26 protein-coding genes and 2 pseudogenes are annotated in these 25,258 nt (G+C 68.8%); 12 read left to right on the forward strand and 16 right to left on the reverse strand.

What is annotated here, in order from left to right; genetic code table 11:
- Nucleotides 1-48 precede the first annotated feature (48 nt).
- Nucleotides 49-495: an Hsp20/alpha crystallin family protein gene (locus AC5Y7V_RS08525; RefSeq protein ID WP_499879559.1), complete on the reverse strand. Its 447-nt coding sequence runs from the start codon at nucleotides 493-495 to the stop codon at nucleotides 49-51.
- Between the two features lie 143 nt (nucleotides 496-638).
- Between AC5Y7V_RS08525 and AC5Y7V_RS08530 the strand changes: the two genes are divergently transcribed.
- From AC5Y7V_RS08530 to AC5Y7V_RS08560, 7 genes are all read left to right on the forward strand, one after another.
- The gene (locus tag AC5Y7V_RS08530; RefSeq protein ID WP_499879560.1) at nucleotides 639-1,016 is read left to right on the forward strand and encodes a MerR family transcriptional regulator; all 378 of its coding nucleotides are present in this window, start codon (nucleotides 639-641) and stop codon (nucleotides 1,014-1,016) included.
- A gap of 173 nt (nucleotides 1,017-1,189) precedes the next feature.
- Nucleotides 1,190-1,909, forward strand: coding sequence for a GAF and ANTAR domain-containing protein (locus AC5Y7V_RS08535; protein WP_499879561.1), 720 nt, complete (start codon nucleotides 1,190-1,192; stop codon nucleotides 1,907-1,909).
- A 61-nt stretch (nucleotides 1,910-1,970) separates the two neighbouring features.
- Entirely contained in the window at nucleotides 1,971-3,152 is a 1,182-nt protein-coding gene (locus AC5Y7V_RS08540; RefSeq protein ID WP_499879562.1) for a zinc-dependent alcohol dehydrogenase, read from the forward strand.
- Between the two features lie 68 nt (nucleotides 3,153-3,220).
- The gene (glgX, locus tag AC5Y7V_RS08545; RefSeq protein WP_499879563.1) at nucleotides 3,221-5,371 is read left to right on the forward strand and encodes a glycogen debranching protein GlgX; all 2,151 of its coding nucleotides are present in this window, start codon (nucleotides 3,221-3,223) and stop codon (nucleotides 5,369-5,371) included.
- A gap of 165 nt (nucleotides 5,372-5,536) precedes the next feature.
- The gene (locus AC5Y7V_RS08550) at nucleotides 5,537-6,082 is read left to right on the forward strand and encodes a hypothetical protein (protein ID WP_499879564.1); all 546 of its coding nucleotides are present in this window, start codon (nucleotides 5,537-5,539) and stop codon (nucleotides 6,080-6,082) included.
- Nucleotides 6,046-7,254: a diguanylate cyclase domain-containing protein gene (locus AC5Y7V_RS08555; protein ID WP_499879565.1), complete on the forward strand. Its 1,209-nt coding sequence runs from the start codon at nucleotides 6,046-6,048 to the stop codon at nucleotides 7,252-7,254. The genes AC5Y7V_RS08550 and AC5Y7V_RS08555 overlap by 37 nt, the downstream gene beginning before the upstream one ends.
- 91 nt (nucleotides 7,255-7,345) lie before the next feature.
- The gene (locus AC5Y7V_RS08560) at nucleotides 7,346-8,113 is read left to right on the forward strand and encodes an SDR family oxidoreductase (protein WP_499879665.1); all 768 of its coding nucleotides are present in this window, start codon (nucleotides 7,346-7,348) and stop codon (nucleotides 8,111-8,113) included.
- A 17-nt stretch (nucleotides 8,114-8,130) separates the two neighbouring features.
- Here the strand turns inward: AC5Y7V_RS08560 and AC5Y7V_RS08565 are convergent, their stop codons facing one another.
- The 3 genes from AC5Y7V_RS08565 to AC5Y7V_RS08575 form a co-directional block, all read right to left on the reverse strand.
- Nucleotides 8,131-9,099 (reverse strand): aldo/keto reductase, encoded by a 969-nt coding sequence (locus AC5Y7V_RS08565; RefSeq protein WP_499879566.1) that lies wholly within the window; start codon nucleotides 9,097-9,099, stop codon nucleotides 8,131-8,133.
- 26 nt (nucleotides 9,100-9,125) lie between these two features.
- Nucleotides 9,126-10,121: a sensor domain-containing protein gene (locus AC5Y7V_RS08570; RefSeq protein ID WP_499879567.1), complete on the reverse strand. Its 996-nt coding sequence runs from the start codon at nucleotides 10,119-10,121 to the stop codon at nucleotides 9,126-9,128.
- A 508-nt stretch (nucleotides 10,122-10,629) separates the two neighbouring features.
- Nucleotides 10,630-10,995, reverse strand: coding sequence for a hypothetical protein (locus tag AC5Y7V_RS08575; protein WP_499879568.1), 366 nt, complete (start codon nucleotides 10,993-10,995; stop codon nucleotides 10,630-10,632).
- Between the two features lie 149 nt (nucleotides 10,996-11,144).
- Between AC5Y7V_RS08575 and AC5Y7V_RS08580 the strand changes: the two genes are divergently transcribed.
- On the forward strand, nucleotides 11,145-11,705 hold the full coding sequence (locus AC5Y7V_RS08580) for a hemerythrin domain-containing protein (protein WP_499879569.1): 561 nt from the start codon (nucleotides 11,145-11,147) through the stop codon (nucleotides 11,703-11,705).
- Between the two features lie 167 nt (nucleotides 11,706-11,872).
- Nucleotides 11,873-12,371: pseudogene (locus AC5Y7V_RS08585) on the forward strand (uracil-DNA glycosylase family protein).
- Here the strand turns inward: AC5Y7V_RS08585 and AC5Y7V_RS08590 are convergent.
- The 5 genes and pseudogenes from AC5Y7V_RS08590 to AC5Y7V_RS08610 all read right to left on the reverse strand — a co-directional run.
- Nucleotides 12,368-12,583 (reverse strand): annotated as a pseudogene (locus AC5Y7V_RS08590) (hypothetical protein); the annotation flags it as partial. The pseudogenes AC5Y7V_RS08585 and AC5Y7V_RS08590 sit on opposite strands and share 4 nt — an antisense overlap.
- 143 nt (nucleotides 12,584-12,726) lie before the next feature.
- Nucleotides 12,727-14,520, reverse strand: a complete 1,794-nt coding sequence (locus tag AC5Y7V_RS08595; RefSeq protein WP_499879570.1) for a thiamine pyrophosphate-requiring protein — start codon at nucleotides 14,518-14,520, stop codon at nucleotides 12,727-12,729.
- A gap of 196 nt (nucleotides 14,521-14,716) precedes the next feature.
- Complete coding sequence (locus AC5Y7V_RS08600; RefSeq protein ID WP_499879666.1) at nucleotides 14,717-15,772, reverse strand: DNA topoisomerase IB; 1,056 nt, start codon at nucleotides 15,770-15,772, stop codon at nucleotides 14,717-14,719.
- Nucleotides 15,773-15,882: 110 nt separating this feature from the next.
- Nucleotides 15,883-16,281, reverse strand: coding sequence for a heme-binding protein (locus AC5Y7V_RS08605; RefSeq protein WP_499879571.1), 399 nt, complete (start codon nucleotides 16,279-16,281; stop codon nucleotides 15,883-15,885).
- A 292-nt stretch (nucleotides 16,282-16,573) separates the two neighbouring features.
- Nucleotides 16,574-17,443, reverse strand: a complete 870-nt coding sequence (locus AC5Y7V_RS08610) for an SDR family oxidoreductase (protein WP_499879572.1) — start codon at nucleotides 17,441-17,443, stop codon at nucleotides 16,574-16,576.
- Nucleotides 17,444-17,611: 168 nt separating this feature from the next.
- Between AC5Y7V_RS08610 and mbp1 the strand changes: the two genes are divergently transcribed.
- Complete coding sequence (gene mbp1, locus AC5Y7V_RS08615; RefSeq protein WP_499879573.1) at nucleotides 17,612-17,848, forward strand: microaggregate-binding protein 1; 237 nt, start codon at nucleotides 17,612-17,614, stop codon at nucleotides 17,846-17,848.
- A 43-nt stretch (nucleotides 17,849-17,891) separates the two neighbouring features.
- On the forward strand, nucleotides 17,892-18,218 hold the full coding sequence (locus tag AC5Y7V_RS08620; RefSeq protein WP_499879574.1) for a DUF3349 domain-containing protein: 327 nt from the start codon (nucleotides 17,892-17,894) through the stop codon (nucleotides 18,216-18,218).
- A 10-nt stretch (nucleotides 18,219-18,228) separates the two neighbouring features.
- Here the strand turns inward: AC5Y7V_RS08620 and AC5Y7V_RS08625 are convergent, their stop codons facing one another.
- The 5 genes from AC5Y7V_RS08625 to AC5Y7V_RS08645 are packed head-to-tail and all read right to left on the reverse strand — an operon-like array spanning nucleotide 18,229 to nucleotide 22,087.
- Nucleotides 18,229-18,993 (reverse strand): endonuclease/exonuclease/phosphatase family protein, encoded by a 765-nt coding sequence (locus tag AC5Y7V_RS08625; protein ID WP_499879575.1) that lies wholly within the window; start codon nucleotides 18,991-18,993, stop codon nucleotides 18,229-18,231.
- Nucleotides 18,994-19,024: 31 nt separating this feature from the next.
- Nucleotides 19,025-19,648 carry an SAM-dependent methyltransferase gene (locus tag AC5Y7V_RS08630; protein ID WP_499879576.1) on the reverse strand — a complete coding sequence of 208 codons (624 nt, stop codon included), beginning with the start codon at nucleotides 19,646-19,648 and terminating at the stop codon, nucleotides 19,025-19,027.
- Nucleotides 19,645-20,418, reverse strand: a complete 774-nt coding sequence (locus tag AC5Y7V_RS08635) for a PIG-L deacetylase family protein (protein WP_499879577.1) — start codon at nucleotides 20,416-20,418, stop codon at nucleotides 19,645-19,647. The genes AC5Y7V_RS08630 and AC5Y7V_RS08635 overlap by 4 nt, the downstream gene beginning before the upstream one ends.
- Complete coding sequence (locus tag AC5Y7V_RS08640) at nucleotides 20,415-21,359, reverse strand: acyl-CoA dehydrogenase family protein (protein WP_499879578.1); 945 nt, start codon at nucleotides 21,357-21,359, stop codon at nucleotides 20,415-20,417. The genes AC5Y7V_RS08635 and AC5Y7V_RS08640 overlap by 4 nt, the downstream gene beginning before the upstream one ends.
- The gene (locus AC5Y7V_RS08645; protein ID WP_499879579.1) at nucleotides 21,356-22,087 is read right to left on the reverse strand and encodes a glycosyltransferase family 2 protein; all 732 of its coding nucleotides are present in this window, start codon (nucleotides 22,085-22,087) and stop codon (nucleotides 21,356-21,358) included. The genes AC5Y7V_RS08640 and AC5Y7V_RS08645 overlap by 4 nt, the downstream gene beginning before the upstream one ends.
- A 105-nt stretch (nucleotides 22,088-22,192) precedes the next feature.
- On the opposite strand from AC5Y7V_RS08645, the gene AC5Y7V_RS08650 reads away from it, so the two are divergent.
- The gene (locus tag AC5Y7V_RS08650) at nucleotides 22,193-22,762 is read left to right on the forward strand and encodes a nucleotidyltransferase (RefSeq protein ID WP_499879580.1); all 570 of its coding nucleotides are present in this window, start codon (nucleotides 22,193-22,195) and stop codon (nucleotides 22,760-22,762) included.
- A 9-nt stretch (nucleotides 22,763-22,771) separates the two neighbouring features.
- On the opposite strand, the gene AC5Y7V_RS08655 is transcribed toward AC5Y7V_RS08650, so the two are convergent.
- Both AC5Y7V_RS08655 and AC5Y7V_RS08660 read right to left on the reverse strand, forming a co-directional pair.
- Nucleotides 22,772-23,029: a DUF7218 family protein gene (locus AC5Y7V_RS08655; protein ID WP_499879581.1), complete on the reverse strand. Its 258-nt coding sequence runs from the start codon at nucleotides 23,027-23,029 to the stop codon at nucleotides 22,772-22,774.
- Nucleotides 23,030-23,066: 37 nt separating this feature from the next.
- On the reverse strand, nucleotides 23,067-25,187 hold the full coding sequence (locus AC5Y7V_RS08660; RefSeq protein ID WP_499879582.1) for a catalase: 2,121 nt from the start codon (nucleotides 25,185-25,187) through the stop codon (nucleotides 23,067-23,069).
- Between the last annotated feature and the right edge of the window lie 71 nt (nucleotides 25,188-25,258).

Below are 25,258 nucleotides of genomic sequence, written 5' to 3' on the forward strand. Positions count from 1 at the left end.
CGCACCGGGCATCGGTGGGGCGGCGAGCGCCGCCCCACCCGTCGGTCGTCAGGCGTCGATCACCTCCCTCTTGGCGTCGTCGTTGATGGCCTTGTGCCCGTTGCCGCGCGCGACGGAGATCTTGCGCGGCTTGGCCTTCTCGGCCACCGGGATGCGCAGGCGCAGGACGCCCTCGGAGTAGGACGCGTCGATCCTGTCGGTGTCCAGGTTTTCGCCGAGCACGAGCTGGCGGCTGAACACCCCGCGCGGCCGTTCGGTGGCCAGCATCTCCCGGTTGGGATCGACGCCGGGGCGCTCGGCGCGCACTGTCACGACATTGCGCTCGATGTCGATGTCGAGCGTGTCGGCGTCGATGCCCGGCAGGTCGAACTCGACGACGAACTGCTCTCCCTCGCGCCAGGCGTCCATCGGCATCACCGCCGGGCGGGCGGCCGTGCCCAGCACCTGTTGGGCGAATCGGTCGAGGTCACGGAAGGGGTCGGAACGCATCAGCATGGCGGTCACCTTTCACTCCAATCTGCGGCTGTGAAGCGGCTGTTACCTATGTCCAATTACATAGATTTCTTATAGCACTGTCGACATATGATGTGCAAGTGTGATAAACAGATTTCTTGAATGAACCACTGGGGAGATGTCCGATGACCGAGAGCACTGGCGACACCGGCGCGCCGGCGTCGGATCGCGGCGTGTACGGAATCTCGGTGGCCGCCGAACTTTCCGGAATCCCGGTACAGTCGCTGCGCCTTTACGAGCGGCACGGGCTCTTGAGTCCCGCTCGCAGCGATGGGGGGACGCGGCGCTACAGCGCCGACGATCTGGCCCGGCTGCAGCGCATCAGCGCCCTGGTCGACGCCGGGGTCAACCTCGCCGGCATCGCGCGCATCCTGAGCCTGGAGGACCACAATGCCGAGCTCTCGGCGGTCAACACCGATCTGCGCTCAACCAATCGCACTTTGCGGAACGCCGCCAAGGGCACGAGTCCGGTAAAGAACTCAATCCAACGCGAAAGCCGTTGACCACCAAGGATGTTATCGAGCCGCTCGGCGACCGGCGCGGGGCGCCTTCCGGGGGAGTTCGTTTCCCCTGTTTGTACTTCGTTGTTTGGCCCGTAGGCTTCGTTTTATGGGTCGACGCGTTGGATCCGTCACCGCGGCGCTCCCGGCCGGAAAGCCCTTGAGGGGGTGACGAGATGCCGGTCGACAGGAACACGGTCGTCGCCCAGCTGACGGACCTGATGACAAGCCTTGACCGCCAGGGCACGGAGACGGCGGCCGGGCTGCGCGAACTCATCGAGAGCGGCGTCCGGCACGTGCCGGGCTGCCAGTACGCGGGGATAACCCTCGCCGAACGGGGCAACACCGTCACCAGCGTGGTCGCCACCCACCGCTACGCCGCGGTTCTGGACACCATCCAGGACCGGCGTCAGGAGGGGCCATGCCTGGCCGCGGCGTGGCGGCACCACATGATGTACGTCGACGACCTGAACGTCGACCAACGCTGGCCGAATTATCAACGCGACGCGCTCGAGGCGACCCCGATCCGCTCGATCGCGTCGTACGAGCTGTTCGACGACGACAAAAGCATGGCCGCGCTCAACTTCTATGCCGACCATCCCCACGCGTTCGGCGACGAATCACTGGAAATCGGAGGCATTTTCGCCACCCACGTGGCCCTGGCGTGGTCGATGATGCGCCGGCAAGACCAGTTCCGCAGCGCGCTGGCGTCCCGGGACACCATCGGTCAGGCCAAGGGCGTCATCATGGAGCGCTTCAACCTCGATGCCGTCGAGGCGTTCGAACTGCTCACCCGGCTGTCCCAGCAGTCCAACACCAAGCTGATCGACATCGCCAAAGCGCTGATCGACAGCGAACATCCGCTCAAGCCACGCCACCGCGGCCCCCACCCGTAGCCGCGCGCCTGCGACGGTCGGTGGCGTTTCGGCGGGCGCGGTGCGGGTATGTGCCATGCACATGAAAGCCGTCACCTGGCAGGGCAAGCGCGACGTTCGCGTGGAGTCGGTGCCCGATCCCAAGATCGAGCAGCCGACCGACGCCATCGTCGAAGTCACCTCGACCAACATCTGCGGGTCGGACCTGCACCTCTACGAAATCCTCGGAGCGTTCATGAATCCGGGCGACATCCTCGGGCACGAGCCGATGGGGGTCGTCCGCGAGGTCGGTGGCCAGACGGGCGACCTGCGCGTCGGCGACCGCGTCGTCGTCCCGTTCCAGATCTCTTGCGGCCGTTGCCACATGTGCGACATGCGGCTCTACACCCAGTGCGAGACCACCCAGGTGCGCGACCAGGGGATGGGCGCGGCGCTGTTCGGCTATTCGGAGCTCTACGGCGAAATCCCCGGCGGGCAGGCCGAACTGCTGCGCGTCCCGCAGGCGCAGTTCACGCACATCAAAGTCCCTGTGGGACCGCCGGATTCGCGCTTCGTCTACCTGTCGGACGTGTTGCCGACCGCCTGGCAGGCGGTGGCCTACGCCGACATCCCGGACGGTGGCTCGGTGGCGGTGCTCGGCCTGGGCCCCATCGGGGACATGGCCGCGCGCATCGCCGATCATCTCGGCTACCGGGTCATCGCCGTCGACCTGGTGCCCGAACGCCTGGCCCGGGCCGCGGGGCGGGGCATCCACACGATCGACCTGAGCCGGCTCGATTCGTCCCTCGGCGACGCGATCCGCGACCTGACGGACGGCCGGGGCACCGACTCGGTGATCGACGCCGTGGGCATGGAGTCGCACGGATCCCCCGCCGCCCGGCTGGCCCAGCAGGCCAGCGGGATGCTGCCCGACGTGCTGGCCAAGCGGGTCATGCAGACCGCCGGCGTGGACCGGCTCAATGCGCTGTACTCCGCGATCGACATCGTGCGGCGCGGCGGAACCATCTCGCTGATCGGGGTCTACGGGGGGATGGCCGACCCCCTGCCGATGCTGACCCTCTTCGACAAGCAGGTGACCCTGCGGATGGGGCAGGCCAACGTGAAGAGGTGGGTCGACGACATCATGCCGCTGCTGAGCGATGACGACCCGCTGGGTGTCGACACGTTCGCCACCCACGTGTTGCCGCTCGACGAGGCCCCGCACGCCTACGAGATCTTCCAGAAGAAGCAGGACGGGGCCGTCAAGGTCATGCTGAAGCCCTAAGCACCTTGTAAGACAGGCGATTTCGAACGAGTGTTTGACCTCGGCGTGGGCGGGGTATCAAGTGCGCCATGACCGGCCCTGGACTCCACGCGCCCACCCCCACCGGAGAAGTCTGGCCGGGCAAGGCCTACCCGCTCGGCGCGACGTACGACGGCGCGGGCACCAACTTCGCGGTGTTCAGCGAGGTGGCCGAGCGCGTCGAGCTGTGCCTGTTCGACGCCGACGGCACCGAGAGCCGGATCGCCCTGCCCGAGGTCGACGGGTTCGTCTGGCACGCCTACATCCCCAGCATCGAACCCGGCCAGCGCTACGGCTACCGCGTGCACGGGCCGTACGAGCCGGAGCACGGCCTGCGGTGCAACCCGAACAAGCTGCTGGTGGATCCGTATTCGAAGGCCATCGACGGCAGCTTCGAATGGAACCAGTCCCTGTTCGGTTACAACTTCGGCGACCCGGACAGCCGCAACGACGAGGACTCGGCCCCGAGCATGCCGAAGTCGGTGGTCATCAGCCCCTACTTCGACTGGGGCAACGACCGGCCACCGGACCACCAGTACGCCGACACCGTCATCTACGAGGCGCACGTCAAGGGCCTCACGCAGACCCATCCCGACATCCCCGAGCAGATCCGCGGAACCTACGCGGCCGTGGCGCACCCCGTGATCATCGAGCACCTCAAAAGCATCGGCGTGACCGCGATCGAGTTGATGCCGGTGCATCACTTCGCCAACGACTCGACCCTCGTCGACAAGGGCCTGTCAAATTACTGGGGCTACAACACAATCGGGTTCCTCGCGCCCGACTTCAAGTACTCCAGCGCCACGTCCCCCGGCGGCCAGGTGCAGGAGTTCAAGGCGATGGTGCGCGCACTGCACGAGGCCGACATCGAGGTCATCCTCGACGTGGTCTACAACCACACGGCCGAGGGCAACCACCTTGGCCCGACGCTGTGCATGCGCGGGATCGACAACGCCGCGTACTACCGGCTGGTCGACGACGACAAGCAGTACTACATGGACTACACCGGCACGGGCAACAGCCTCAATGCCGGGCACCCGCACGCGCTGCAGCTGATCATGGACTCGCTGCGGTACTGGGTGACCGAGATGCACGTCGACGGCTTCCGCTTCGACCTGGCCTCGACGCTGGCCCGCGAGTTCTACGACGTCGATCGGCTGGCCACGTTTTTCGAACTCGTGCAACAGGATCCGACGGTCAGCCAGGTCAAGCTGATCGCCGAACCGTGGGACGTCGGCCCCGGCGGTTACCAGGTGGGCAACTTCCCGCCGCAGTGGACCGAGTGGAACGGCAAGTACCGCGACACGGTCCGGGACTTCTGGCGCGGCGAGCCCGCGACGCTCGACGAGTTCGCCTACCGGCTCTCCGGATCGGCCGACCTCTACGAACACACCTCGCGACGGCCGGTGGCCTCGATCAACTTCGTCACCGCCCACGACGGGTTCACGCTGCGTGACCTGGTCTCCTACAACGAGAAGCACAACGAGGCCAACGGCGAGGACAACAACGACGGCGAGAGCCACAACCGGTCCTGGAACTGCGGCGCCGAGGGGCCGACCGACGATGCGGACGTCAACACACTGCGCGCCCGTCAGCAGCGCAACTTCCTCACCACCCTGCTGCTGTCCCAGGGCGTGCCGATGATCTGCCACGGCGACGAGCTCGGCCGCACCCAGGACGGCAACAACAACGGCTACTGCCAGGACAACGAGCTCACCTGGATCGATTGGGCCCACGCCGACGCGGGCCTGCTGGAGTTCACCCGCATGGTCTCGGCGCTGCGGGCCCAGCACCCGGTGTTCCGCCGGCGCCGGTTCTTCTCCGGCAAGCCGCTGGGCCGGCGCGGCCCGGAGGGGCTGCCCGACATCGCCTGGTTCACCCCCGAGGGCACGGAGATGACCGACGAGGACTGGGGCGCGGGATTCTCCAAGTCCCTCGCGGTGTTCCTCAACGGCCACGGCATCCCCGACAGCGACGCGCGGGGGCAGCGGGTGCTCGACGACTCGTTCCTGTTGTGCTTCAACGCCCACTACGAGCCGATCGAATTCACCCTTCCGCCAAAGGAATTCGGCGCCTCCTGGACCCTGGTGGTGTTCACCGGGCCCGAGGAGGAGACGCCCGCCGAGGAGGTGCCCGGCGGGGGCACGCTCACGGTGGACGCGCACACCGCCGTGGTGCTTCGGGCCCCCGACGGGGCCTGACCAGCCCGGACGACCCCTGGGTCACGCACCGGTGACCTTCGCCCCGGGATTTATTACCTTTTCCCCCAGACATGGGTTAGCTGCCCGCTCACAATCTCGGTTGTGCCGCTGCGAAGGAAAAGGCAGCCGACGGACAGGCCGGAACCCGACGCATGCCTGAATGATGTGGCCTGGTGCCGACGGCTTGCCCTGCTGGTCGGGTTCACCCTCGCCGCCGCGACGTGGGTGGGGTGGGCGACCGGTGTCGACCGGCTGACCCGGCTCGATCCGAGCTGGCCGCAGATGATGCCGTGGACCGCGTTGTGGCTGGCGGCGCTGAGTGCGGCGATCCTGGCACAGTCGGGCCACCCGTCGCGGGGTCGCGTCTGGGCTGGCCGCGGGTTCGCCCTGGTGGTCGGTGCCCTCGCCGCCATCATCCTTGCGGAGTACGCGGCGGGTGGGTCGTCGTCGGCTCTGGACCAGGTGTGGTTCGGCGACGCCGTGCGCGCGTCGCAACAGACCTGGCCAGGTCGCCCGAGCCCGCAGACGGCGACATCGGCCCTGCTCCTGTCGCCCGCTGCGGCGCTGATCCGAGCGGATCGGTGGACCCGCGTGATCCGGCCCGCCTGTATGGCGGCGGGTGCGGCCGTCCCGCTGGTCACGGTCGGGCGTACCTGTTCGGCGCTTTGGCGCTGGTGGGCTACACGCCTTCGACCGGCCAGGCGTTCATGACGGCGTTGGCGCTGCTGCTGCTCGCCGCCGCGACGTCGCTGGCCCGCCCCGACCGATTTCCGGTCGCCTGGCTGCTCGCCCGGCCCGACCGGACGTCGCTGCTCAGGTTGGCGGGTATCCTCGCCGGTTTCCCGGTCGTCGTCGCACTGTCGCGGCCGGTCTTCCTGGGGCTCGGGCTAGGCGAGCACGCGGAGTGGACCTTTTCGGTACTGCTGGGGACCCTCGTCGTCGGTGCGGTGACGTTCTACCTGAGCCAGCGCGAGCAGAAGCTGCTTATAGAGAAGGAACTGGTCAGCAAGGAACGCGCCGACGCCGAGAGGCGCTATCGCATCCTCGCCGAGAACGCGGTGGACATCATCGTGCACCTGCGCGGGCGCGAGGTCGCGTGGATCTCGCCGTCCGTGGAGGCCGCGCTGGGCCGGCCACCGCAAGCCTGGACCGGCTCGGACTTCGACCGCCACGTCCATCCGCGGGACCAGGAGGCGGTCATCACCGCCCTGCGGCGGGTCGCGGCCGGCGAATCGGTCGTGCAACGGTTCCGGGTCCGCTCCCACGACGGCAATTACCACTGGGTCGAGGCGCACGGAAAGCCGTACGTCGACGCCGAGGGCAACACCGACGGCCTAATCGCCGCGGTGCGCATCGTCGACGATCAGGTCGAGGCGGAACAGCGGCTCGAACGGTTGGCGCGGATCGACACCCTCACCGGTCTGGTGAACCGGGCGGAGGCCATGGACCGGCTCGCCTCCGCGCTGAAACAGATTCGACCTTCCGGAACGCACGTCGGGGTGTTGTTCTGCGACGTGGACCATTTCAAAGACATCAACGACACCTGGGGACACGGCATCGGCGACTTCGTGCTCGCAACCCTGGCAGAACGGATTCGAGCGAGCGTTCGCCGCGGGGATACCGTCGGCCGCACGGGCGGGGACGAGATCCTCGTCCTGCTGCCCGGCGTCGGCAGCGTCGACGAGCTCGCCCAGATCGCGGAGAAGATTCGCTGTCGTGCCGCCGAACCCATCCACGTATCCGGCAAGACCTTCTCCGCGACCCTGAGCATCGGCGCCACGCTTGCCCTTCCCGGGGACTCCGAGGACACGATCACGGCCCGCGCGGACGCGGCCATGTACCGGGCCAAATTGGGGCACCGGAACACCGTCGTAAGCAACTAATCAGCCGAGCTCTCGCCATGCGACGGGCGATATCCGGTAGGTTTTGGCCGACGGCAGCTCGTTACAGGAGAGGGCAAATATGTCAAGGACAGTGGTGGTGGGCGCCTCGAGCGGACTCGGGCGCTGCATCGGCGTCGGCCTGGCGCAGCGCGGCGATCAGGTGGCGCTGCTCGCCCGGCGCCGCGAACGCATCGAGGCCGCGGCGAAGGAGGCGGGGCCGGATGCGATCGCCATCGAATGCGACGTCACCGACGAGGGGTCCTGCCGGTCGGCGATCGCCGGTGTGGCCGACGCGTTCGGCGGCATCGACAACCTCGTCTACACCCCGGCCATCGGCCCGCTCGCGCGCCTGGTGGAAACCGACGCCGACACCTGGCGGCGCGTCTTCGACACCAACGTGATCGGAGCGGCGCTGGTCACCGCGGCCGCGGTGCCGCACCTGACCGAGTCGGCGGGCAAGGTGGTCTACCTCGCCTCCGACGCCGGTACCTTCGGGCCACCCTGGCCGGGCCTCGGGGCCTACGGCGTCAGCAAGGCGGCCCTGGAGCGGCTCGTCGAGGCATGGCGGGCCGAACATCCCGACATCGGCTTCACCAACCTGATCGTGGGGGAGTGCGGGGGCGGCGAGGGCGACGCGGCTACCGGGATGACCACCGGCTGGGACATGGACCTCGCGATGAAGGCCGCCCCGCTGTGGGCGGCGCGCGGCTGCATGCCCGGCAAGCTGATGCCGGTCGAGGACCTGATCGACGTGGTCCACACGATCCTGCGCACCAATGCGTCGACGTCGATGCCGCTGGTAGTGGCGCGCGGCGCCCCCGCCAGCCCCCCGGCGTTCGCGGAGACGGCGCAGTCCTAAACCCCCCCCCAGCAGTCCTAAACCCCCAGCTGTTCGCGCACCTTGTCGACCAGGAATCGCCCGTTCGACACCGGCCGGAACGCGCGCGCCGCGTCGGTGAGGGCGTCGCGGGACTCCGGGGGCAGCTCGATGTCGGCGGCGGCGACGTTGAACTCGAGCTGCTCGAGGCTGGACGCGCCGGGGATGGCCACCACGCCCGGCAGGCTGATCAGCCAGGCCAGGGCCACCTGCGCGGGCTTGGCGCCGACCTGCGCCGCGACGTCGCGCAGCGTCTGCAGCAGCGGCTCGATGCGGCGCAGGTTTTCGGTGCCGAAGTAGCGGTTCACCGCGCGGATGCCGCCGGGACGGTTGTCCACGCCGTACTTGCCGCCCAGCAGCCCCTGCTCGAGCGGGCTCCAGGCGATCACGATGCGGTTCTCGCGCTCGGCGAAGGGGACCAGGTCCTCCAGCGCGCCGGCGTGGGCGAGCGAGAAATGCACCTGGTTGCTGATCACCGGCCGCCCGAGCGCGGCGTCGGCCTTGCGCCACCGCGCCAGCGAGTAGTTGGAGACGCCGGCCGCGCCGATCTTGCCGTCGTCGAGCAGGTCACGCATGCCCGGCATGATCACCGAGTCGGGGACCACCGGGTTGGGCTGGTGGATTTGGTAGAGCGGGATGCGCTCGAGGCCCAGCCGCTTCGCGCTCTCGCGCTCGCGCTGCTTGATGACGGCGGGGAAGGGGGCCACCGGGAAGATCTTGCTGGCCACCGCGACCTCGGCGCGCTCGTCGCCGAGCGCCTCGCCGAGGATCCGCTCGCTCTTGCCCAGCCCGTACACCTCGGCGGTATCGAAGAGCGTGACCCCCAGCGCGCGGGCGCGCTGCACGATGTCGCGGGCGGCGCCGGAGGCGTAGCCCTCGCCGTAGCCCCACTCGCGGGAACCGAACTGCCAGGTGCCCAGGCCGATTCGGCTGACCCGTCCGACCCCGTCGACGTCGAGATATTTCATGGGCCCACCCTACTGGGGCGCCGCTGCTACCCCGGAATCTTGTTCAGCGCCGCGTTGGCGACGCTCACCGCGGATTGCCGCGCCCGCGCGCCGTCGGTGGTGCCGCTGCAGGAGACGTACAGGTCGACGACGACGTTGGCCTTGGCCGCGACGGCGCGCGTGGAGCGCACCTGGAGGCCCTTGGGGGTCAGGTCCATCGTGGTGACGCCGTTGCCGGCGTCGGCGGGCGTACTGAGCGAGAACGGGATCGCCCCCGCCTCGGGAATCGTCACGCTTACCGTCGTGCCGCCGCATCGGTGCCACCCGTCGAGCAGCTTCGCCAGCTGCGCCTGCGCGGCCGGCGCGTCGCGAAACGCCGCGACGGCCTCGATGACCTGAACCGACTTGAGCAGGCTGCGGGTGTCGGAGAACTCCGCCGCGCGGTAGCCGGTGATGGCGCCGACGTCGTAGGCGTCGGGGGTCCCGGGCGCGATGCTGCCCCAGCATTCCGGGCGGTCGATGGTTCCCTCCCGGTCGGACCGGGCGGGATGGTCCCACGTCTGGCCGGCCTCGAGGTTCTGGTCGTCGGTGATCGTCTTGAGGTCGCCGAGGCCGGGCAGGACGGTGGCGACGGCGTCCGACGCGACCGTGGGGCCCGGCGGCGCCGCCACGGTGGTGGCCGGCGGCGCCGGGCGATTCGGGGTGGACGTGAACGCGGCCACGGCGGCCCACGCGACCAGGGCGAGGACCGCTAGGCCGATGAAGGCGTAGGACAGCGCCACCGCGGCCAGCGCGCGGCCTCGGCCGAGCTCACCGGTGCGGCGGATCTGCGCCAGCGCCAGGTGTCCCAGCATGGCGCCGACGGGTGGGGACGCGAAGGCGAACACCAGCGACTGGGTGGCCATCGCGTTGGTCGGCGGGCGGTACGGCTCGGCGGGCGGCGGCGGCAAGACCGGTGGTTGCACCGGCGGGCCGGCGGGGGGCAGGCGACCGAGTGGGTCGTAACTGAGCGGGCCGTACCCGTACGGATCCTGAGGATTCATGCCAGTGGCCTCCTTAGCCCGGCATCCTGACCCGAATGTAGCCGAGCGGCAGGGCGCCGTCGAAGCGGCAATTCCTCCCCACGTTTGAGAAACCCCTGCCCGGGTAAGTGCGCACCGTGGGTTTCCTCGTCGAGACGGGGCCCGAAAGCTGGCACCGCAGCCGGCTGTTTCGACTCCTCAGCCTCGGCGCTACATCGCCGTCAACCTGCCCCGGCTGGTGACGGTTTTGGGCGCGGTCCTGCTCGTCGGCGTCGCCGCAACGCACGGCTATGCGCTTTCCGCCTAGGCCGCAATCCCAATGTGGTACAAGCGATTTGGTATGTCGGCAGCCTGCTTTCGGTCGTCGTCATCGGCGTTAACATCGTCACCCGGGTGGCTGACCTGCCCGCCCTGACGGCGCTGACCGGGCGGTGGAATTTCGCGCCGGCGTCGTTCGTGTTCGCGGGCGCCTTCGTCGCACTGCACGGGTGGGCACGGACCGGAATCGGCTTGTCCGGGAAGGACTTTCTCAGGGAAGGATTCGGGGATAGAGCCGCGTCGCCTTCGCCGGCGGGGCGTCGGTGAAGTTCGGTTGAGCCAGCCGGAATCGATCGATCAGGTGGGCCAGCGCGTGTAACTCGTTGCGCAGCGCGTCAAACGTGCGCTCGCCGGTTTCGTCGAGCCGTCCCAGTGAGCGGTAGTGCGCCAGCCGTCGCAGCCGCCCCGCCAGCACCGTGCCCCACCTGATGCTGAAGTCGTAGCGTTGGCCTTCGCTGATCGGCGCCTCGTCGTCCTGCTTTGCAAGGTCCTTGAGCGCCCTGATTTGTCCGGTGATCAATTCGACGTCGTTGTCGATGTCGACTGGCGCGCGAGAGGGGCTTCGTGTTGCGCTCATTGGTTTCTCCTCACGATCAGCCCCGTTTCGACAAGAAGTACCCCGACCTGCGCAATTCACACGCCGTTTGGTGGCCGTATCGCTCGGGTAGCCGCGAGGGAGCGCGCAACAGCCCGCGCGCTGACGTGTATTCAGATGGGAGGGACATCATGGCTCAGACCGCCATCAAGTCGCGCTCCGACGTAGTCGACTTTCTGGTCAGTCAGCACGAGCGGATCAAGTCGATGTTCGCCGAAACGCTGGCGGCCTCGGGGAAAGACCGGGAGAAGGCGTTCGTCGAACTGCGGCGGATGCTCGCGGTGCACGAGACCGCCGAAGAGGAGATCGTTCACCCGCGCGCCAAGCGGAAGATCGCCGACGGCGCCGCGGTGGTGGACAAGCGACTCGAGGAGGAGCACGAGGCCAAGACGGTCCTGCAGAAGCTCGAGAAGCTCGACGTCGACAGCGAGGAGTTCACCCGGCACCTGACGGAGCTCCGCGACGCGGTGATCGACCACGCCGAGCACGAGGAGAAGGACGAGTTCGCCAAGCTGGGCGAGGAATTGAGCGACGAGGAGCTGGCCAGGATGGGCCGCGCCGCCAAGCTCGCCGAGGCGATCGCGCCCACCCGGCCGCACGCCGGCGTTGAGTCGCAGGTGGCCAACCTGACCGCGGGCCCGTTCGCGGCGATGTTGGACCGGGCGCGCGACGCCATCATGGGCAAGGGCTGATCCCGGCCCCAATCATGGCCGCGCCCAAGACCAGCGCCGCGCGCTACCTGCCGCAGGACCGCGGGCTGGATTCGCTGAAAACCGCGGCCGAGCGCTGCCACGGTTGCCCGCTGTTCGCCGACGCCACCCAGACGGTGTTCGGCCACGGGCACCGGGGCGCGCCCATCATGCTGGTCGGCGAGCAACCGGGGGACCAGGAGGACCGCGCCGGGCTGCCCTTCGTCGGGCCCGCGGGGCGGTTGCTCGCCCGCGCGCTCGACGATGCGCAGATCGATCCGACGCTGACGTACCAGACCAACGCCGTCAAGCATTTCAAGTTCACCCGCAAGGGCGGCAAGCGCCGGACACCAGAAACCGAGCCGCACCGAGGTCGTCGCGTGCCGCCCGTGGCTGATCGCCGAGATCGAGGCGGTGGCACCGCGCGTGATCGTCTGCCTGGGTGCGACGGCCGCGCAATCGCTTCTCGGAGCGGACTTTCGAGTATCCGCCCAGCGCGGCGAGACCATCCGGCTGCCGGCCGCGGTCGACGTCGAGCTAGACCCGGAGCCGATCGTCGTGGCGACCGTGCACCCGTCGGCGGTGCTGCGCGACCGCAGCGATTCCCACGACGAGACCTACGCGCTATTCGTCGACGACCTGCGCAGCGCGCGGTCGGGACTGGGCTAGGGCCGTTTGCCTAAGGCGCCCGCGAGGACCTGCGCGACGTGCACCGGGCGCCGGTCGGACGCGGGCGCGCGAATCTGGGTACGGCAACTGAACCCGTCGGCCAGCACCAGCGCGTCGGTGTCGGCGTCGCGCAGCGCCGGCAACAGCTTGTCCTCCGCGCACGCCACCGACACGTCGTAATGGCCCTTCTCGAAGCCGAAATTGCCGGCCTGGGGGTAGTTGGACGCGTCGGTCGAGTACGCCGCGCGCGACCCCGGATCGAACCGGACTTCGCCGTCGACCTCGGCACGCAGATCGGCGGCCAGCGCTTCGAACAACTTGGGCGTTCGGGTCCCGCTCATCGCTTTGCCGCCTCTCAATTCTTCTTGTGCGGCAAGAACTCCTGGGCCTTCGTTTTCAGGCCCCCTTTGACGAAGCCGACGCGGTCCTCGTCGCCGGATAGCACCGCGGCGGTGGCCGCCTTGAACTGATCCCAGGTGGCGTGCGGCGGAATCGGAGGCATGTCGGGGTCGGTGTAGACGTCCAACACGGTGGGACGATCCGCGGACAACGCGTTGCGCCAGGCGTCGGCGAGCTCGTCGCCGTCCTTGATGGCCATCGCGTTCAGGCCCAGGCTGGCCGCGAACCCGGCGAAGTCGACGTCAGGAAGGTTCTGGGATTCCGCGAATTTCGGCGCGCCGGCCATCGCCCGCATCTCCCAGGTGACCTGGTTCAGGTCGTTGTTGTGCAGGATCGCGACGATCAGGCGCGGGTCGTCCCACTCCTGCCAGTACCGCTTGATCGTGATGAGTTCGGCCATGCCGTTCATCTGCATGGCGCCGTCACCGCTGAACACGATGACCGGCCGTTGCGGGTGGGCGAACTTCGCGCCGATGCCATACGGGACACCGGGTCCCATGGTCGCCAGGGTGCCCGACAGCGAGCCGCGAATGTTGCCGCGGAATCGGAGGTTTCGCGCGTACCAGTTGGCCGCGGAACCGGAATCGGCCGTCACGATCGCGTCGTCGGGAAGCTGCGGGGACAGCTCGGAGAACAACCGCATGGGGTTGATCGGATCCGCGCTGACCTTCGCCTCCATGTCCATGGTTTCCCACCAGCGCGACACGTTGGCCTCGATGGTGTCGCGCCAGCCGCGGTCCTCCTTGCGGCGCAGGTGCGGAATCAGGGCCCGCAGCGCGGCCTTCGCGTCCGACACCAGGTTGACCTCGTAGGGATAGCGCATGCCGATGAACCGGCCGTCGATGTCGATCTGCACCGCGCGGCACTGCCCGAACTCCGGCAGGAACTGGGTGTACGGGAAACTCGACCCCACGGTCAGCAGGGTGTCGCAGTCGCGCATCAGCTCATAGCTGGGCCGGGTGCCCAGCAGGCCGATCGACCCGGTGACCCAGGGCAATTCGTCGCTCAACACGTCCTTGCCCAGCAGCGCCTTGGCCGCCCCGGCGCCGAGCAGATCGGCGACCTCGGCCAGCTCCTCGCGGGCCCCGCTGGCGCCGTTGCCGACGAGCATCGCGACCCGCTTCCCGGCGTTGAGCACTTCCGCCGCGCGCCGGATCGCCGCGTCGTCGGGAGAGACCGCCGGCCACTCGATGCCCAGGCTGGAGGGCACCATCTTGAAGGCATGGGTGGGCGGCGAGTACGGCAGCTCCTGCACGTCGGACGGGATGATCAGCGCCGTCGGGGCCCGCTGCGCCATGGCCACCCGGATCGCGCGGTCCAGCACGTTGGGCAATTGCTCTGGGACGGTGACCATTTGGACGTAGTCGCTGGCGACGTCCTTGAACAGACTGAGCAGGTCGACCTCCTGCTGATAGGACCCGCCCATCGCGCTGCGGTTCGTCTGACCGACGATGGCCACCACCGGAACGTGGTCGAGTTTGGCGTCGTACAGGCCGTTGAGCAGATGGATGGCGCCGGGGCCCGAGGTGGCCATGCACACCCCGACGCGGTCGGTGAACTTGGCGTACCCCACCGCCTCGAAGGCGCTCATCTCCTCGTGCCGCGACTGGATGAACATCGGCCGGTTGTCGGCGCGGCCGAATGCGGCCAGGATCCCGTTGATGCCGTCGCCGGGATAGCCGAACACGTGCTCGACGCCCCACGTCCGCAGCCGCTCCAGTAGATAGTCCGAGACCTCTTGCTTCGACATCGAATGCCCTCCTCGACAGATTGGGTGTCGTTGGGCGCGCGAATCTCTGCCCGCGTCGGCTTATCCGCCGCGCCGAACGGGACCGGATCGCCATGGGTTCGACTTTCCGGGCGGCTTTCCGAGCAGCGCTTTCGCGCGGTGCTTCGGCGCACAAAGTCCCGCATACCCGAATTCGCGAGCCTTATGCGTCGCCGGTTCACGCACTCCTGGGCAGCGGGGAGGCTCCGGATGCGCTGTGGCCCTTGGCGACTCGGCGAATGAGCAGGCGGGTCGCCTTCTCCAGTGTTTCTTGCTTGGCCTCGGGTCGGCGGAGGCGTTCGGCGCGATGCAGCGCCGTTTCGATCGTCAGGCCCTGCTCGTAACCGCTGACGACGCGCGGGTCCACGTAGGATCCGCGAGCCACCGCCGGGGTGTTGCCGAGCTCCTCGGCGACCTCCTTCATGACGGCGGACTCGACGCGCTTGACCACCCGCTGCGACACCGGCGGGTCGGCGTCCGCGAACGCGGCCGCCGCCAGTACCGTGCCATGCCAGGTGCGCAGGTCCTTGACCGTGTACTCGTCGCCCACCATCTCCTTGAAGCGGGCATTGAGGTCGTCGGACCGGACGTCGACCCATCCGGATCCGTTACGGCACACCAGCAGTCGGTCGGTGCGCTGCGGGCGCCGGGTCAGGGCGCGCACCGCGCGAACGATTTCGGCGTCCGCTATTTCCACCGTGCGCCGCACCCCGCTCTTGGCCGGAAAGTCGAATTCCACCGCGTCGCGGCGCACGGTCACGTGGCTGCACAGCAGGGTGGCCAGTCCGTAGGACTCGTGCTCCTCGGCGTACTGCTCACCGCCGGCGCGAAAGTAGCCGCGGTCGAGCAGGCGCAGCGCGACCGCCAGCACGCGCTCGCGCGTCAAGCCGCGGCGCGCCAGGTCTTTCGCGATGCGCGCGCGCCACATCGGCAACTGCACCGACAGCTCCAGCACGCGGTCGAACTTCTCCTCGGCGCGCTCCTGCTGCCAGGCGGTGTGATAGAGGTACTGCCGGCGCCCGGCCGCGTCCGTGCCGACGGCCTGGATGTGGCCCTTCGGATCGGGGGAAATCCACACCTTCTTCCAGGCGGGCGGGATGACCAGGCCCTTGATGCGCGCAACGGTGTCCGGATCGGACAGCAGGTTGCCGGCGGGGTCGTAGTAGGCGAAGCCCTTGCCCCGGCGCTTGCGGGCGATCCCCGGCTTGCCCAGATCGCTGCGACGCAGCCGCATCGTTGCCTCCAGTCGCATTGGCCGACTCCACAATTACCCGCTCAGTACCCGCCGGCCGGACACGCGAAACGACCCGCCACGGCGCTGTGGCGGGTCGTCTTCGGGCGGGATCAGCCGGCCATGAACTCCTGGTAGGCCGACTCCAGGACCGGCGGCAGGGCCGTGACGTTGCACTGCCGTTCCGTGTCGCCGATCGGTGCCAGGATGCCGCGCAGGTCGTAGTACTGCTGCGGGTGCGCGGTGAAATAGCCGCGCAGGTTCGACGCGGCCTCCGGCCGCGGCTGCCCGTAGGCGGCCGTGACCACCTGGTTGGCGTCCGGGTGAGCGGCCAGGTACTGCTGCGCCGCGCCCTGCACCGACGACACGGTGGCGTTCACACCGGCGGGGCTGCAGTCGGGTGCCGCGGCCGCCGACGGGGCGCCGATGACGCCCACGGTCAATCCCCCGAGCAGGAAGCCCGCGCTGATGCCGGCAACTTTCCGGCGCGCGACGATACTGCTGTTTTTCATGATCAGTGTTGTCCTTCGAAATTGATCAATTGATTTCGTTCACAGAGGCTCCCGATCCTCGAAAACCAAAGTAGCCGAAGCCAAAAGTGCTGGCGTTCGCCGGAAACGATTCACCGCGCACCACGCCCGGCTCGTTTGCCCCACGAGCCCCATTTTCGCTGTGCGAGCAAATAAATACGACTGCCAATGTTGAGAATTCTTAGAGAACGGGCCCGGTTCTTAAGCAATCGTGACGCCGATCGTGACGCAACCGTGACCTGGGATGGGGCGAGTGTTCGTTTCCCGGCCAGGCCTAACGGCTGGTGCGGGAAAGGTCCCGCGGTCGCAGCCTCGCCGGCGGAGCGCTGCCGTTCCCGTCCGACTCGCCGTCGGAGCCGGCGTCCGAAACCTCGCCGTCGGAGCCGGCGCCCGAAACGGTGTGCAGCCAGGTGTCGACGTCGGGGCCGAGGACGATGGCGCCGTCGGACGCCAGCAGCGCCCCGGTGCCGAGCGCGCCGAGCGCCGGCCGCACCGCGCGCACGCGACGGTTGTCGCCCCGCTGGGCGAGCAGTTTCGACGTGAGCTCCGGCAGGCGAACGGCCTGCGGGCCGGTGATCGTGCGCGGCCGATGCGTCTGCCCCAGCGCCGCCTCGACCAGCACGTCGGCGACGGTGTCGGCGGCGATGGGCTGGATCAGCCAGTCCTGGACCGCCACCTCGCCGTCGCGGGCACTCACCGCGGCGGGGTTGGTGGCGAACTCGTACCACTGCGTGGACTTCACCAGCGCCACCGGAACCGGGCCGTCCAGCACGATCTCCTTGGCCGCCCGTTTCGCCTCGAAGTACGGAAAGCCGTCGAACGACGGGTCCTCGATTCCGGCGATCGTCAGCACCACCAGTCGCCGCACGTCGCGCGCCGCGCAGGCGCCGACGACGTTGCGGGTCGCGGTGGCCACCGTTTGGGTCACGTTCGACCGCCCGTCGGCGGGCATCGGGTTGGAGACGTCGATCACGACGTCGACCCCGGCGAGCGCCTGGAACAACCCTCGTCCCGAGATCACGTCGACGCCGTGCGCGCGGCAGATCTCGACGACCTCGACGTCGCGGGCCTTCAGCCTGGCGACGACGCGGGACCCGGCCGTGCCGGTCGCCCCTATCACTGCAACGGTGCTCAGCGATTTCACCCCCTTGAGCAGTCGGGAGCTGGAACTACCCGGAAATATCGCTTTCAAACGCGTTGGTTCGCACGGCGAATCGCCCCGCCCGCGATCGGCCGGCCGTGTTTGGCCCCGCCCCGGGCGGGAAGCCGGTAGTTGCGAACCAAGACGTAACCACGAGAGGGAGGTCGAGCCATGGGCGATCACAAGAGCGGACCACAAGAGGCCGTGCGGGGCACCGTTGAAGGCGTCAAGGGCAAGGTGAAGGAGGTCGGCGGGGCCGTCACCGGCCGCGACGACCTGGTCGAAGAGGGCCGGGCGCAGCAGGACAAGGCGGACGCCCAGCGCGACGCGGGCAAGAAGGAAGCCGAAGCCGAATCGGCGCGCGCCGGCGCGAAGGCCGCCGAGGAGCGCCAGAAGGAAAACCAGTAGGCCATTTCCATTGGGGCCCGGTCCGACAGTCGGACCGGGCCCCGTGTTGTTTCAAACCGGCACGCCGGGTTATTCCTGGCAGATGGTCTTGCGCGACACGGTGTCGAGCGTCATCGCGTTCCTGCGCGCCGGTTACCCGGGCGGCGCGCCGCGCTTCGGCTACGCGCCGGTGCTGGCGCTGCTCCCGCGGCGAATGTGCGACGACGAGGTCACCACGATCGCGACCACCCTCACGAGGCGCGAGCGCCAGTCGATCGCTGACGCCGACGTCGGGGTGGCGATCCTCCGGGTCACCGACGAGCTGCCCTCACCCGACGACATCGATCGGGTCCACCGCCGGCTCGACACGATGGGATTGGCCGGCGGGTAAGCCGCGCGACTCACGCGCGTTCGAGGTCGACCACCAGCGGCCGGTGATCGGAGATCGGCATCACGTCGGACCGCGCGGCGCCGGCGCGCAGGCCGGGGTCGTCGGTCAGGATGTGGTCGAGCTGTCGATTGGGGGTGTGCGCGGGAAAGGTTGCGGCCACCGCCAGGGGCCGCATGCCGGACCACCGGCGCACCGCCCGCGGCGTCATGTTCAGGTCACCGGTGAGCAGCCGCGGGCCCGGGAAGCCGTGCAGGTCATTGACCAGCCGGCGCAGCTGGCGGCGATTCCAGCCGGGCACGAACGACAGATGCGTGTTGGCCACCGTGAGCCCGCCCCACGGCGTGCGCAGCTGCGCGATCACCGCCGCGCGCGGCTCCTCGTCGACGACCATCACCCGATTCGGTCCGGGCAGATACATGGGAAACCGCACGGGAATTCGCGGCAATCGCACCACCTGCCAATTGGCCACCGGGAACCGGGACAGCAGCGCGATCCCGTAGGCCGCCGTGCCGGGTTGTTCCTTGCCCGTGGCGGCCATCCAGGTCGCGCCGGGCGTGCCCGATATCGCGGCCACGAACCGATGTTCCACGGCGCCCATGGCTTCCGCCGCCACCGCCGTGAGGTCGGCGCGGTCGGAACGCGGCTGATCGCAATCGACCTCCTGCAGCCCGAGGATGTCGGGATTCAGGTGGCGCACGCAGTCCCGTAGCCGCGTGGGATCCACCCCGTTTCCGACGGTGCGGCCGTGCAGGATGTTGAAGGTCGCTACGCGCATACCTTTTCGATACCCACTCCGGGGCGTGCACTCACGCGCCGGGCACCCCTTCGCGCGCCGCCACCGAGCGGCCGTCTCCGGTGTCGAAAACCTCGATGACGACATCGCGGTCCCCGTAACGGGCGACGGACGTCAGCCCGGGCGTTTCCGCGATCACGGCGTGGGCCGCGTCGCCGGTGAGCGGATAGTCGGCGACGGGGTGGCGCCAGTGTGCGGCAACGACTTTCGCGCCCCGTTGCAGCCGTGGGCATTCCCGGGCCAAGACCGTGGCCAGCGCGTCGCCCTCCAAGTAGTACGCGACCTCGCTAAGCACCAGCAGGTCGAAGGGCCCGGGCGGCCACGCCGCGTCCAGGGAAGACAGGTATAGGGTCACCCGATCCCGGCAGCCGGCCCGCCGCAGCCGCGCGTCCGCGCTTCGCAGCGGCGCGTCGGCGATGTCCGTCGCGGTCACGTGATCGCAGCGCCCGGCCAGCTGCACGGTCAGCGTCCCGATCGAGCAGCCCGGTTCGAAAGCGTGCCGATACCGCCGGTCGGGCAGCAGCGCCAGGGTGATGGCGTACTTGCGCCGCTCGTACCACCGCGTCGAGAGCCGCCACGGATCCTCGGCGCCGGCATACATCCGGTCGAAGTAGGCATCCGGCAGCCGGGTGGTCACCGGAATACCACTTCTCCCACCGCCAGCAGCCGCTGCAGCACGAACGGCGGCACCACGGGCGCGGCGCCGGCGGCGTCCGGCTCCAGCTGGCTGCGAAAGCAATGGGCGGCAAGGCGTTTGCGGGCGAGCGCCCGACCCGGCACGCGGACCGACTGGGCGCGGTACCAGGGCACCGCCGGATCGGCCGGGCTAGCCCAATGCCACATCCATACCGGATATTCCAGCAATGTGGCGCCGGTGCGCCCGCACGCCTTCGCCGCCGCACGCCCCACGGCTTCGTGATCGGGATGCCCGTCACCCCGCCAGGTGGCGGCGCACCACGTGCCCGGCGCGGCGGCGTCGAGCACGCCCGCGAGCAGCTCGGCGACCGTGTCCTCGTGGTCGGCCAACTGCCCGTCGGGCAGGCCCAGCGACATGGGCTCCGTGATCCCCAAAATGCTTGCCGCCCTGCTCAATTCATATCTGCGCGTGATCTCCCAACGCGTCCGCTCCCGCGGCGTCGCACCGGGCTTGGCGGCGCCGCCGTCGCTCACCGAGATCACCTGGACGTCGACGCCCGAGGCGACCAGTTGTGCGGTCGCCGCGCCGAGTCCGAGCGTCTCGTCGTCGGGGTGGGCCGCGACGACGACCAGCCCCGGGCACGCGCTCAGGTCCAGCGCGGGCAGCGGTTGGTCGGCGAGGGCGGCCAGCCACATCGGTGCCGGGGTGCCGCCGCGGGTCAGCGGCTTGGCGGCGAACTTGGCGCAATTGCTTACCGGGAGGGTTTTCATGCCTGCCGCCCCGCGAGTCGCCCGAGCTCGGCCAGGTCCCGCTCGGCGTGGCTCTGTCGTATGTAGATCGTCAGGTCGGCGACTCGCTGAGCGTGCCGGCCGTCCTGGCACAGCGGGCCCGGCCCGAGCGCGCGGCCGGTGCGCGTGATGGCTTCGTCGGCAGCGTGCTCCACGACCGTTCGCACGCGGCGGGCCAGCAGCTGAGCGGTATCGGACCGGTCGAATGGATCCGAGTCGATCTGCGCCGCCGCCGCGGCGAGGACGGCATCGCCCGCAGCAAGCGCGGCGTCCACGGCGCCGAGGTGCGCCAGCGAGTACGCGTCGGCCGATTTGCTTGTGGCGCAGCGGTACAGCGGCTCGGCGACCCTGCGCGCTCCGCCCAGCCAGCAGGCGGCGACGCCGATCGCGCCGTGCCAGAAGCCCGGCCGCGTCAGGTAGTCGTCGGGGTCGCCCACGGCGACGGCGTGCGCGTTGGTGAACTGCACCGCCCTGGTGTCGCTGCCGGCCATCCCGACGTTCCACCACGTGGTCGGCAACGCTTTGACGGCGGGCTCGGTGACCGGTACCGCGAACAGGCCGCGCCTCGTGTCGTCGAGCCGGGCGGTCACCAGCGCGTGGGTGCAGAACCCGGCGCCCGAGCACCACACCTTGGTGCCGTTGAGAATGATTGCGCCGCCGTTGATCTTGGTGGCGATCAACGCGGAGTCGGACGACTCGGCCGCCCATACGCCCCACAGCTGATCGGAATCGGGGGGTTTGCCGCCCAGCTCGTGCAGTATCGCGACGGCGTCGACGTGGGCCTCGGCGATCCGGGCCGCCACGATGTCGTCCTCCGCGAGCCGCGCCAGGCGTTGCCAGCGCTCGGCGGTGCGTCCCGAGGCGGGCAACGGCAATTCGAGCCGTCCCGAGTCCAGCCAGTGCTTCACCAAACCCGCCGTCACGCGCAATCACCCGCCGCCGATCTCTCCAATTGCCCGAGGTAGTCAGCGAACCCGTGCGGGGCCCGGGCCTGGGTCCGCGCCGACGTGATGACGGACAATTGGGTATCGCGGTGAACGGTGTAACCGGCGGCCTCGAAACGCCGCACCAGGTCGACATCCTCGCCGGACGCCAGCGCGCGGAAGCCGCCGACCCGCCAGTACGCCCGGGCGGAAAAGCCCATGTTGGCGCCGTGAACGTGGTCGTGCCCGTTCTCAGTCAGCAAGCCGGCCTGGTAGGCGCGCTCGAAGTTGTCGGCCACCCCGGCGGAGCGGACGCGCCAGTCGGCGACCCGCACCACGCCCAGAACCATGTCCGCACGGCGCTCGAGCTGATGCACGAGCCAGCCGGGGTCGACCCGACTGTCGGCGTCGGTGGTGGCATACCAGCATTCGTCGCCGTCGGCGAACAACGACCGCGCATAACCGAACCCGACCGCCCGCGCCGCGCCCACGTTGCCCGCGTCGACGCGAATGAAGTGCACGTCCGGCCCGTATTGTCCGGCCAACTTCGAGCTGTCGTCACCGCTGGCGTCCAGGACCACAACTATCGCGACCGGCATCGGCGCGCAGAGCGCCGCGGTCAGCACCGCGCGCAGACAATCCGGCAGCTTCGCCCCCTCGTTGTGGGCGGGTATCACGACGGCCGCCCGGCCATAGGCATGGTGGGCACGGGATACGGGGGCTGACATAACTCAAGATTTGCCCCGTCTGACCGCCACTTAAACGGATGACAAACGACGTCACGCAGTTTCGGCCGGTTGTCCTCCCTGGCGGCGGGGTATCACCTATGCACGATGACACCCACGCAGACGCCCGCGGATGTGTCCTGCAGCCAGCTGCGGGAGGCGTTGCGCGGCGCGGCATCGGCACTCAAGGAAAACGGGCCGCGTTTCGCGTTGGCCGGCACCTATGCGCTATGGGCCTTTGGGGCGCCCGAACCGAGCCACGACGTGGATCTGGTCGTGGCCGAGACCGACGTGGCGAGCGCCGAGGCCACGCTCGCCGGCGCCGGATTCACCGTCGAGCACCCACCTGAGGACTGGCTGTTCAAGGCGCGCACCGGAGATACCGTCGTCGACGTCCTGCACCGCATCAACGGCGAGCGGGTGGAGCCGGCCACGCTGGACTGCGCCGAAGAGCGCGACGTGTTGGCCATCGCGATGCCGGTGCTGCCGCCGACCATGGTCGTCATCCAGAAGCTACGTTCCCTGAACGAACATCACTGCGACTTCGCCAAGCTGCTGCCGCCGGTGCGGGCGGTCCGCGAACGACTGGACTGGGAGCGCATCAGGGACCGGACCGCCGACAACGATTACGCGGCAGCGTTTTTGGTGCTGGCCGACCGGCTCGGCCTGACCGGCTGACGGCGTCGGTCAGTGGTTGCGCAGCTTGGCGACCAGCTTGTCCTTGGTCAGGCTCGAATACCCCGACATGCCAAGCTCTTTGGCCCGCTTCCTCAACTGCGGAACCGTCCAGTCCGCGTAAGATCCGGACTTGCCGCCCTTGCGGCTGACCGACGACTTACCCCGGCTCGCGGCCGCATTCGAGATCCGCGCGGCCTTTTCCTTGGAATCACCCTGTTTGCGCAGTTCCTGGTACATCTTCTCGTTCTTGATCGACGACCGTGGCATCGCTCATCCCTCCTAATCTCGGTTATGCCTATCTCGGTTATGCGGGCACCGGGTCGGTCTGGCGCTCCCAGCAGCGGTGGCGGGCCAGCGCCTCGGCGAATTCCTCGGCGAATTGGTCGGGGAAGTCGTCGGCGGCCGCCTTGGTTGTCACCACCGCACGGTCGCTGACCACGTCGGTGTCCGCGTCGCTGTCGGCGGCGAGGCGTGCGCCGATGTTCGCGGCGCGCAGCAGGCGGATGCCGGCGCCGTACGCGCCGATCGGTTTGAGGTGCTTGTAGGCCTCGACCACGAAGTGCACCGCGTAACCGTCTTCGGACAGCGTCGCCACCGAATCCGGCCCGCACGCCACCACCACCGCGTCGTAGAGGACCGACGCCATCGTCGTGAACGCCCGGTCGACGGGGAGCTCCCCACCGGACCCGCCGCGCAGGGTGCCGCCGGCGACGGGGGCCAGGACCTCGACCATCGCGCCGCGCTGGGCCATCAGCTCCTTGAAGCGTTGCGTTCCAACGACATCCACGCCGTCGGCCGCCAGCACGGCGATCTTGCGCGACTCGATGGAGTCGCTGATCCCGATTTGGGACAGCGCCGGCGACGAGGCCACCTCGCCGTCGACCGCCTCGTCGGGTGGCGCCGGCAGCCCCAGCTTCGCCGCCACCCGGGTGGCCAGCCCGTGGTCGACGCGACCGAGTTGGGCGACCACCGCCGAACGGATGTCGGGCACTTCCACCTTGCCCAGTTCGAACGCGAACGCGGCGACGATGTGTTCGGCCTCGACCGCCGACATGCTCTTCCAGAACATCCGCGCCTGGCTGTAGTGATTCTCGAAGGACTTGGCGCGCTTGCGCATCGCGACGCCGTCGATGCGCTGGGTGTAGTGGCGGAACACGTCGTCATTCGCCAGCGCCGGGCATCCGCTGCCGAGGGTGTTCTTGTAGTAGCTGGACCGCCCCTGCGGGATGGCGTGCTGGGAGTAGCCGTCCTGCTGGTTGTTACGGACGTCGGCCACCGGCCGGTTCACCGGCAGCTGCGCGAAGTTAGGCCCGCCCAGGCGAATCAGCTGGGTGTCGAGGTAGGAGAAGTTGCGGAACTGCAGCAGCGGGTCGTTGGTGAAGTCGATCCCCGGCACCACGTTGGCGGTGTGGAAAGCGACCTGCTCGGTCTCGGCGAAGAAGTTGTCCGGGTTGCGGTTCAGCACCATCTTGCCCACGGGCCGGACCGGAACCTGTTCCTCGGGAATCAGTTTCGTGGCGTCGAGGAGGTCGAAATCGAAGTTGAACTCGTCGGCCTCGGCGATGAGCTGCACCCCGAGTTCCCACTCGGGGTACTGGCCCGACTCGATGGCCTCCCACAGATCGCGGCGGTTGTAGTCGGGGTCCTTGCCCGCGATCTTCTGGCATTCGTCCCAGATCAGGGAGTGCACACCGAGGCGGGGCTTCCAGTGGAACTTCACGAAAGTGCCCTCGCCGCCGGCGTTTACCAGCCGGAAGGTATGCACCCCGAATCCCTGCATCATGCGGTAGCTGCGCGGCAGCGCGCGATCCGACATCAGCCACATGATGGTGTGCAGCGTCTCGGGCTGCAGCGAGACGAAGTCCCACAGCGTGTCGTGCGCGGAGGCCGCCTGCGGAATCTCGTTGTGCGGCTCGGGTTTCACCGCGTGCACGAAGTCGGGGAACTTGATGCCGTCCTGGATGAAGAAGACCGGAAAGTTGTTGCCCACCAAGTCGTAATTGCCCTGCTCGGTGTAGAACTTGGTGGCGAAGCCGCGCACGTCGCGCACGGTGTCGGCCGAGCCGCGCGACCCCGCCACCGTGGAGAACCGCACGAACACCGGGGTCTGGGCACCCGGCGTGGTCAGGAATTTCGCCGCGGTGTATTCGGCCAGCCAATCGTCATACGGTTCGAAGAACCCGTACGCGCCGGCGCCGCGCGCGTGAACGACGCGCTCCGGAATTCGCTCGTGGTCGAAGTGGGTGATCTTTTCTCGGGCGTGAAAGTCCTCCAGCAGCGTGGGTCCCCGCTCGCCGGCGGTCAGGGAGTCGTCAGTGTGGTCGACTCGGACGCCCTGCTGGGTGGTCAGGTAGCCGGTGTCGCGGCGGACTCGCGACGGATCGAGTGCGCGCTGCTTCGGATCTGATGTGTGGTCGGTTCCCATGCGGTTCGGTTACCACGACTCATCGGTCGTAAACCGGGGCAACCAAGCACCTACCCTGCGAAGGCGCGGTT

The sequence above is a fragment of the Mycobacterium sp. NGS34 genome, assembly GCF_059812845.1.

What these genes read in the sequence shown, in the direction of transcription:
- AC5Y7V_RS08525 (WP_499879559.1), bottom strand. Translation starts at nt 495, where the DNA reads ATGCTGATGCGTTCCGACCCCTTCCGTGACCTCGACCGATTCGCCCAA.
- AC5Y7V_RS08530 (WP_499879560.1), top strand. Translation starts at nt 639, where the DNA reads ATGACCGAGAGCACTGGCGACACCGGCGCGCCGGCGTCGGATCGCGGC.
- AC5Y7V_RS08535 (WP_499879561.1), top strand. Translation starts at nt 1,190, where the DNA reads ATGCCGGTCGACAGGAACACGGTCGTCGCCCAGCTGACGGACCTGATG.
- AC5Y7V_RS08540 (WP_499879562.1), top strand. Translation starts at nt 1,971, where the DNA reads ATGAAAGCCGTCACCTGGCAGGGCAAGCGCGACGTTCGCGTGGAGTCG.
- glgX (WP_499879563.1), top strand. Translation starts at nt 3,221, where the DNA reads ATGACCGGCCCTGGACTCCACGCGCCCACCCCCACCGGAGAAGTCTGG.
- AC5Y7V_RS08565 (WP_499879566.1), bottom strand. Translation starts at nt 9,099, where the DNA reads ATGAAATATCTCGACGTCGACGGGGTCGGACGGGTCAGCCGAATCGGC.
- AC5Y7V_RS08570 (WP_499879567.1), bottom strand. Translation starts at nt 10,121, where the DNA reads ATGAATCCTCAGGATCCGTACGGGTACGGCCCGCTCAGTTACGACCCA.
- AC5Y7V_RS08575 (WP_499879568.1), bottom strand. Translation starts at nt 10,995, where the DNA reads ATGAGCGCAACACGAAGCCCCTCTCGCGCGCCAGTCGACATCGACAAC.
- AC5Y7V_RS08580 (WP_499879569.1), top strand. Translation starts at nt 11,145, where the DNA reads ATGGCTCAGACCGCCATCAAGTCGCGCTCCGACGTAGTCGACTTTCTG.
- AC5Y7V_RS08595 (WP_499879570.1), bottom strand. Translation starts at nt 14,520, where the DNA reads ATGTCGAAGCAAGAGGTCTCGGACTATCTACTGGAGCGGCTGCGGACG.
- AC5Y7V_RS08600 (WP_499879666.1), bottom strand. Translation starts at nt 15,772, where the DNA reads ATGCGGCTGCGTCGCAGCGATCTGGGCAAGCCGGGGATCGCCCGCAAG.
- AC5Y7V_RS08605 (WP_499879571.1), bottom strand. Translation starts at nt 16,281, where the DNA reads ATGAAAAACAGCAGTATCGTCGCGCGCCGGAAAGTTGCCGGCATCAGC.
- mbp1 (WP_499879573.1), top strand. Translation starts at nt 17,612, where the DNA reads ATGGGCGATCACAAGAGCGGACCACAAGAGGCCGTGCGGGGCACCGTT.
- AC5Y7V_RS08625 (WP_499879575.1), bottom strand. Translation starts at nt 18,993, where the DNA reads ATGCGCGTAGCGACCTTCAACATCCTGCACGGCCGCACCGTCGGAAAC.
- AC5Y7V_RS08635 (WP_499879577.1), bottom strand. Translation starts at nt 20,418, where the DNA reads ATGAAAACCCTCCCGGTAAGCAATTGCGCCAAGTTCGCCGCCAAGCCG.
- AC5Y7V_RS08645 (WP_499879579.1), bottom strand. Translation starts at nt 22,087, where the DNA reads ATGTCAGCCCCCGTATCCCGTGCCCACCATGCCTATGGCCGGGCGGCC.
- AC5Y7V_RS08650 (WP_499879580.1), top strand. Translation starts at nt 22,193, where the DNA reads ATGACACCCACGCAGACGCCCGCGGATGTGTCCTGCAGCCAGCTGCGG.
- AC5Y7V_RS08655 (WP_499879581.1), bottom strand. Translation starts at nt 23,029, where the DNA reads ATGCCACGGTCGTCGATCAAGAACGAGAAGATGTACCAGGAACTGCGC.
- AC5Y7V_RS08660 (WP_499879582.1), bottom strand. Translation starts at nt 25,187, where the DNA reads ATGGGAACCGACCACACATCAGATCCGAAGCAGCGCGCACTCGATCCG.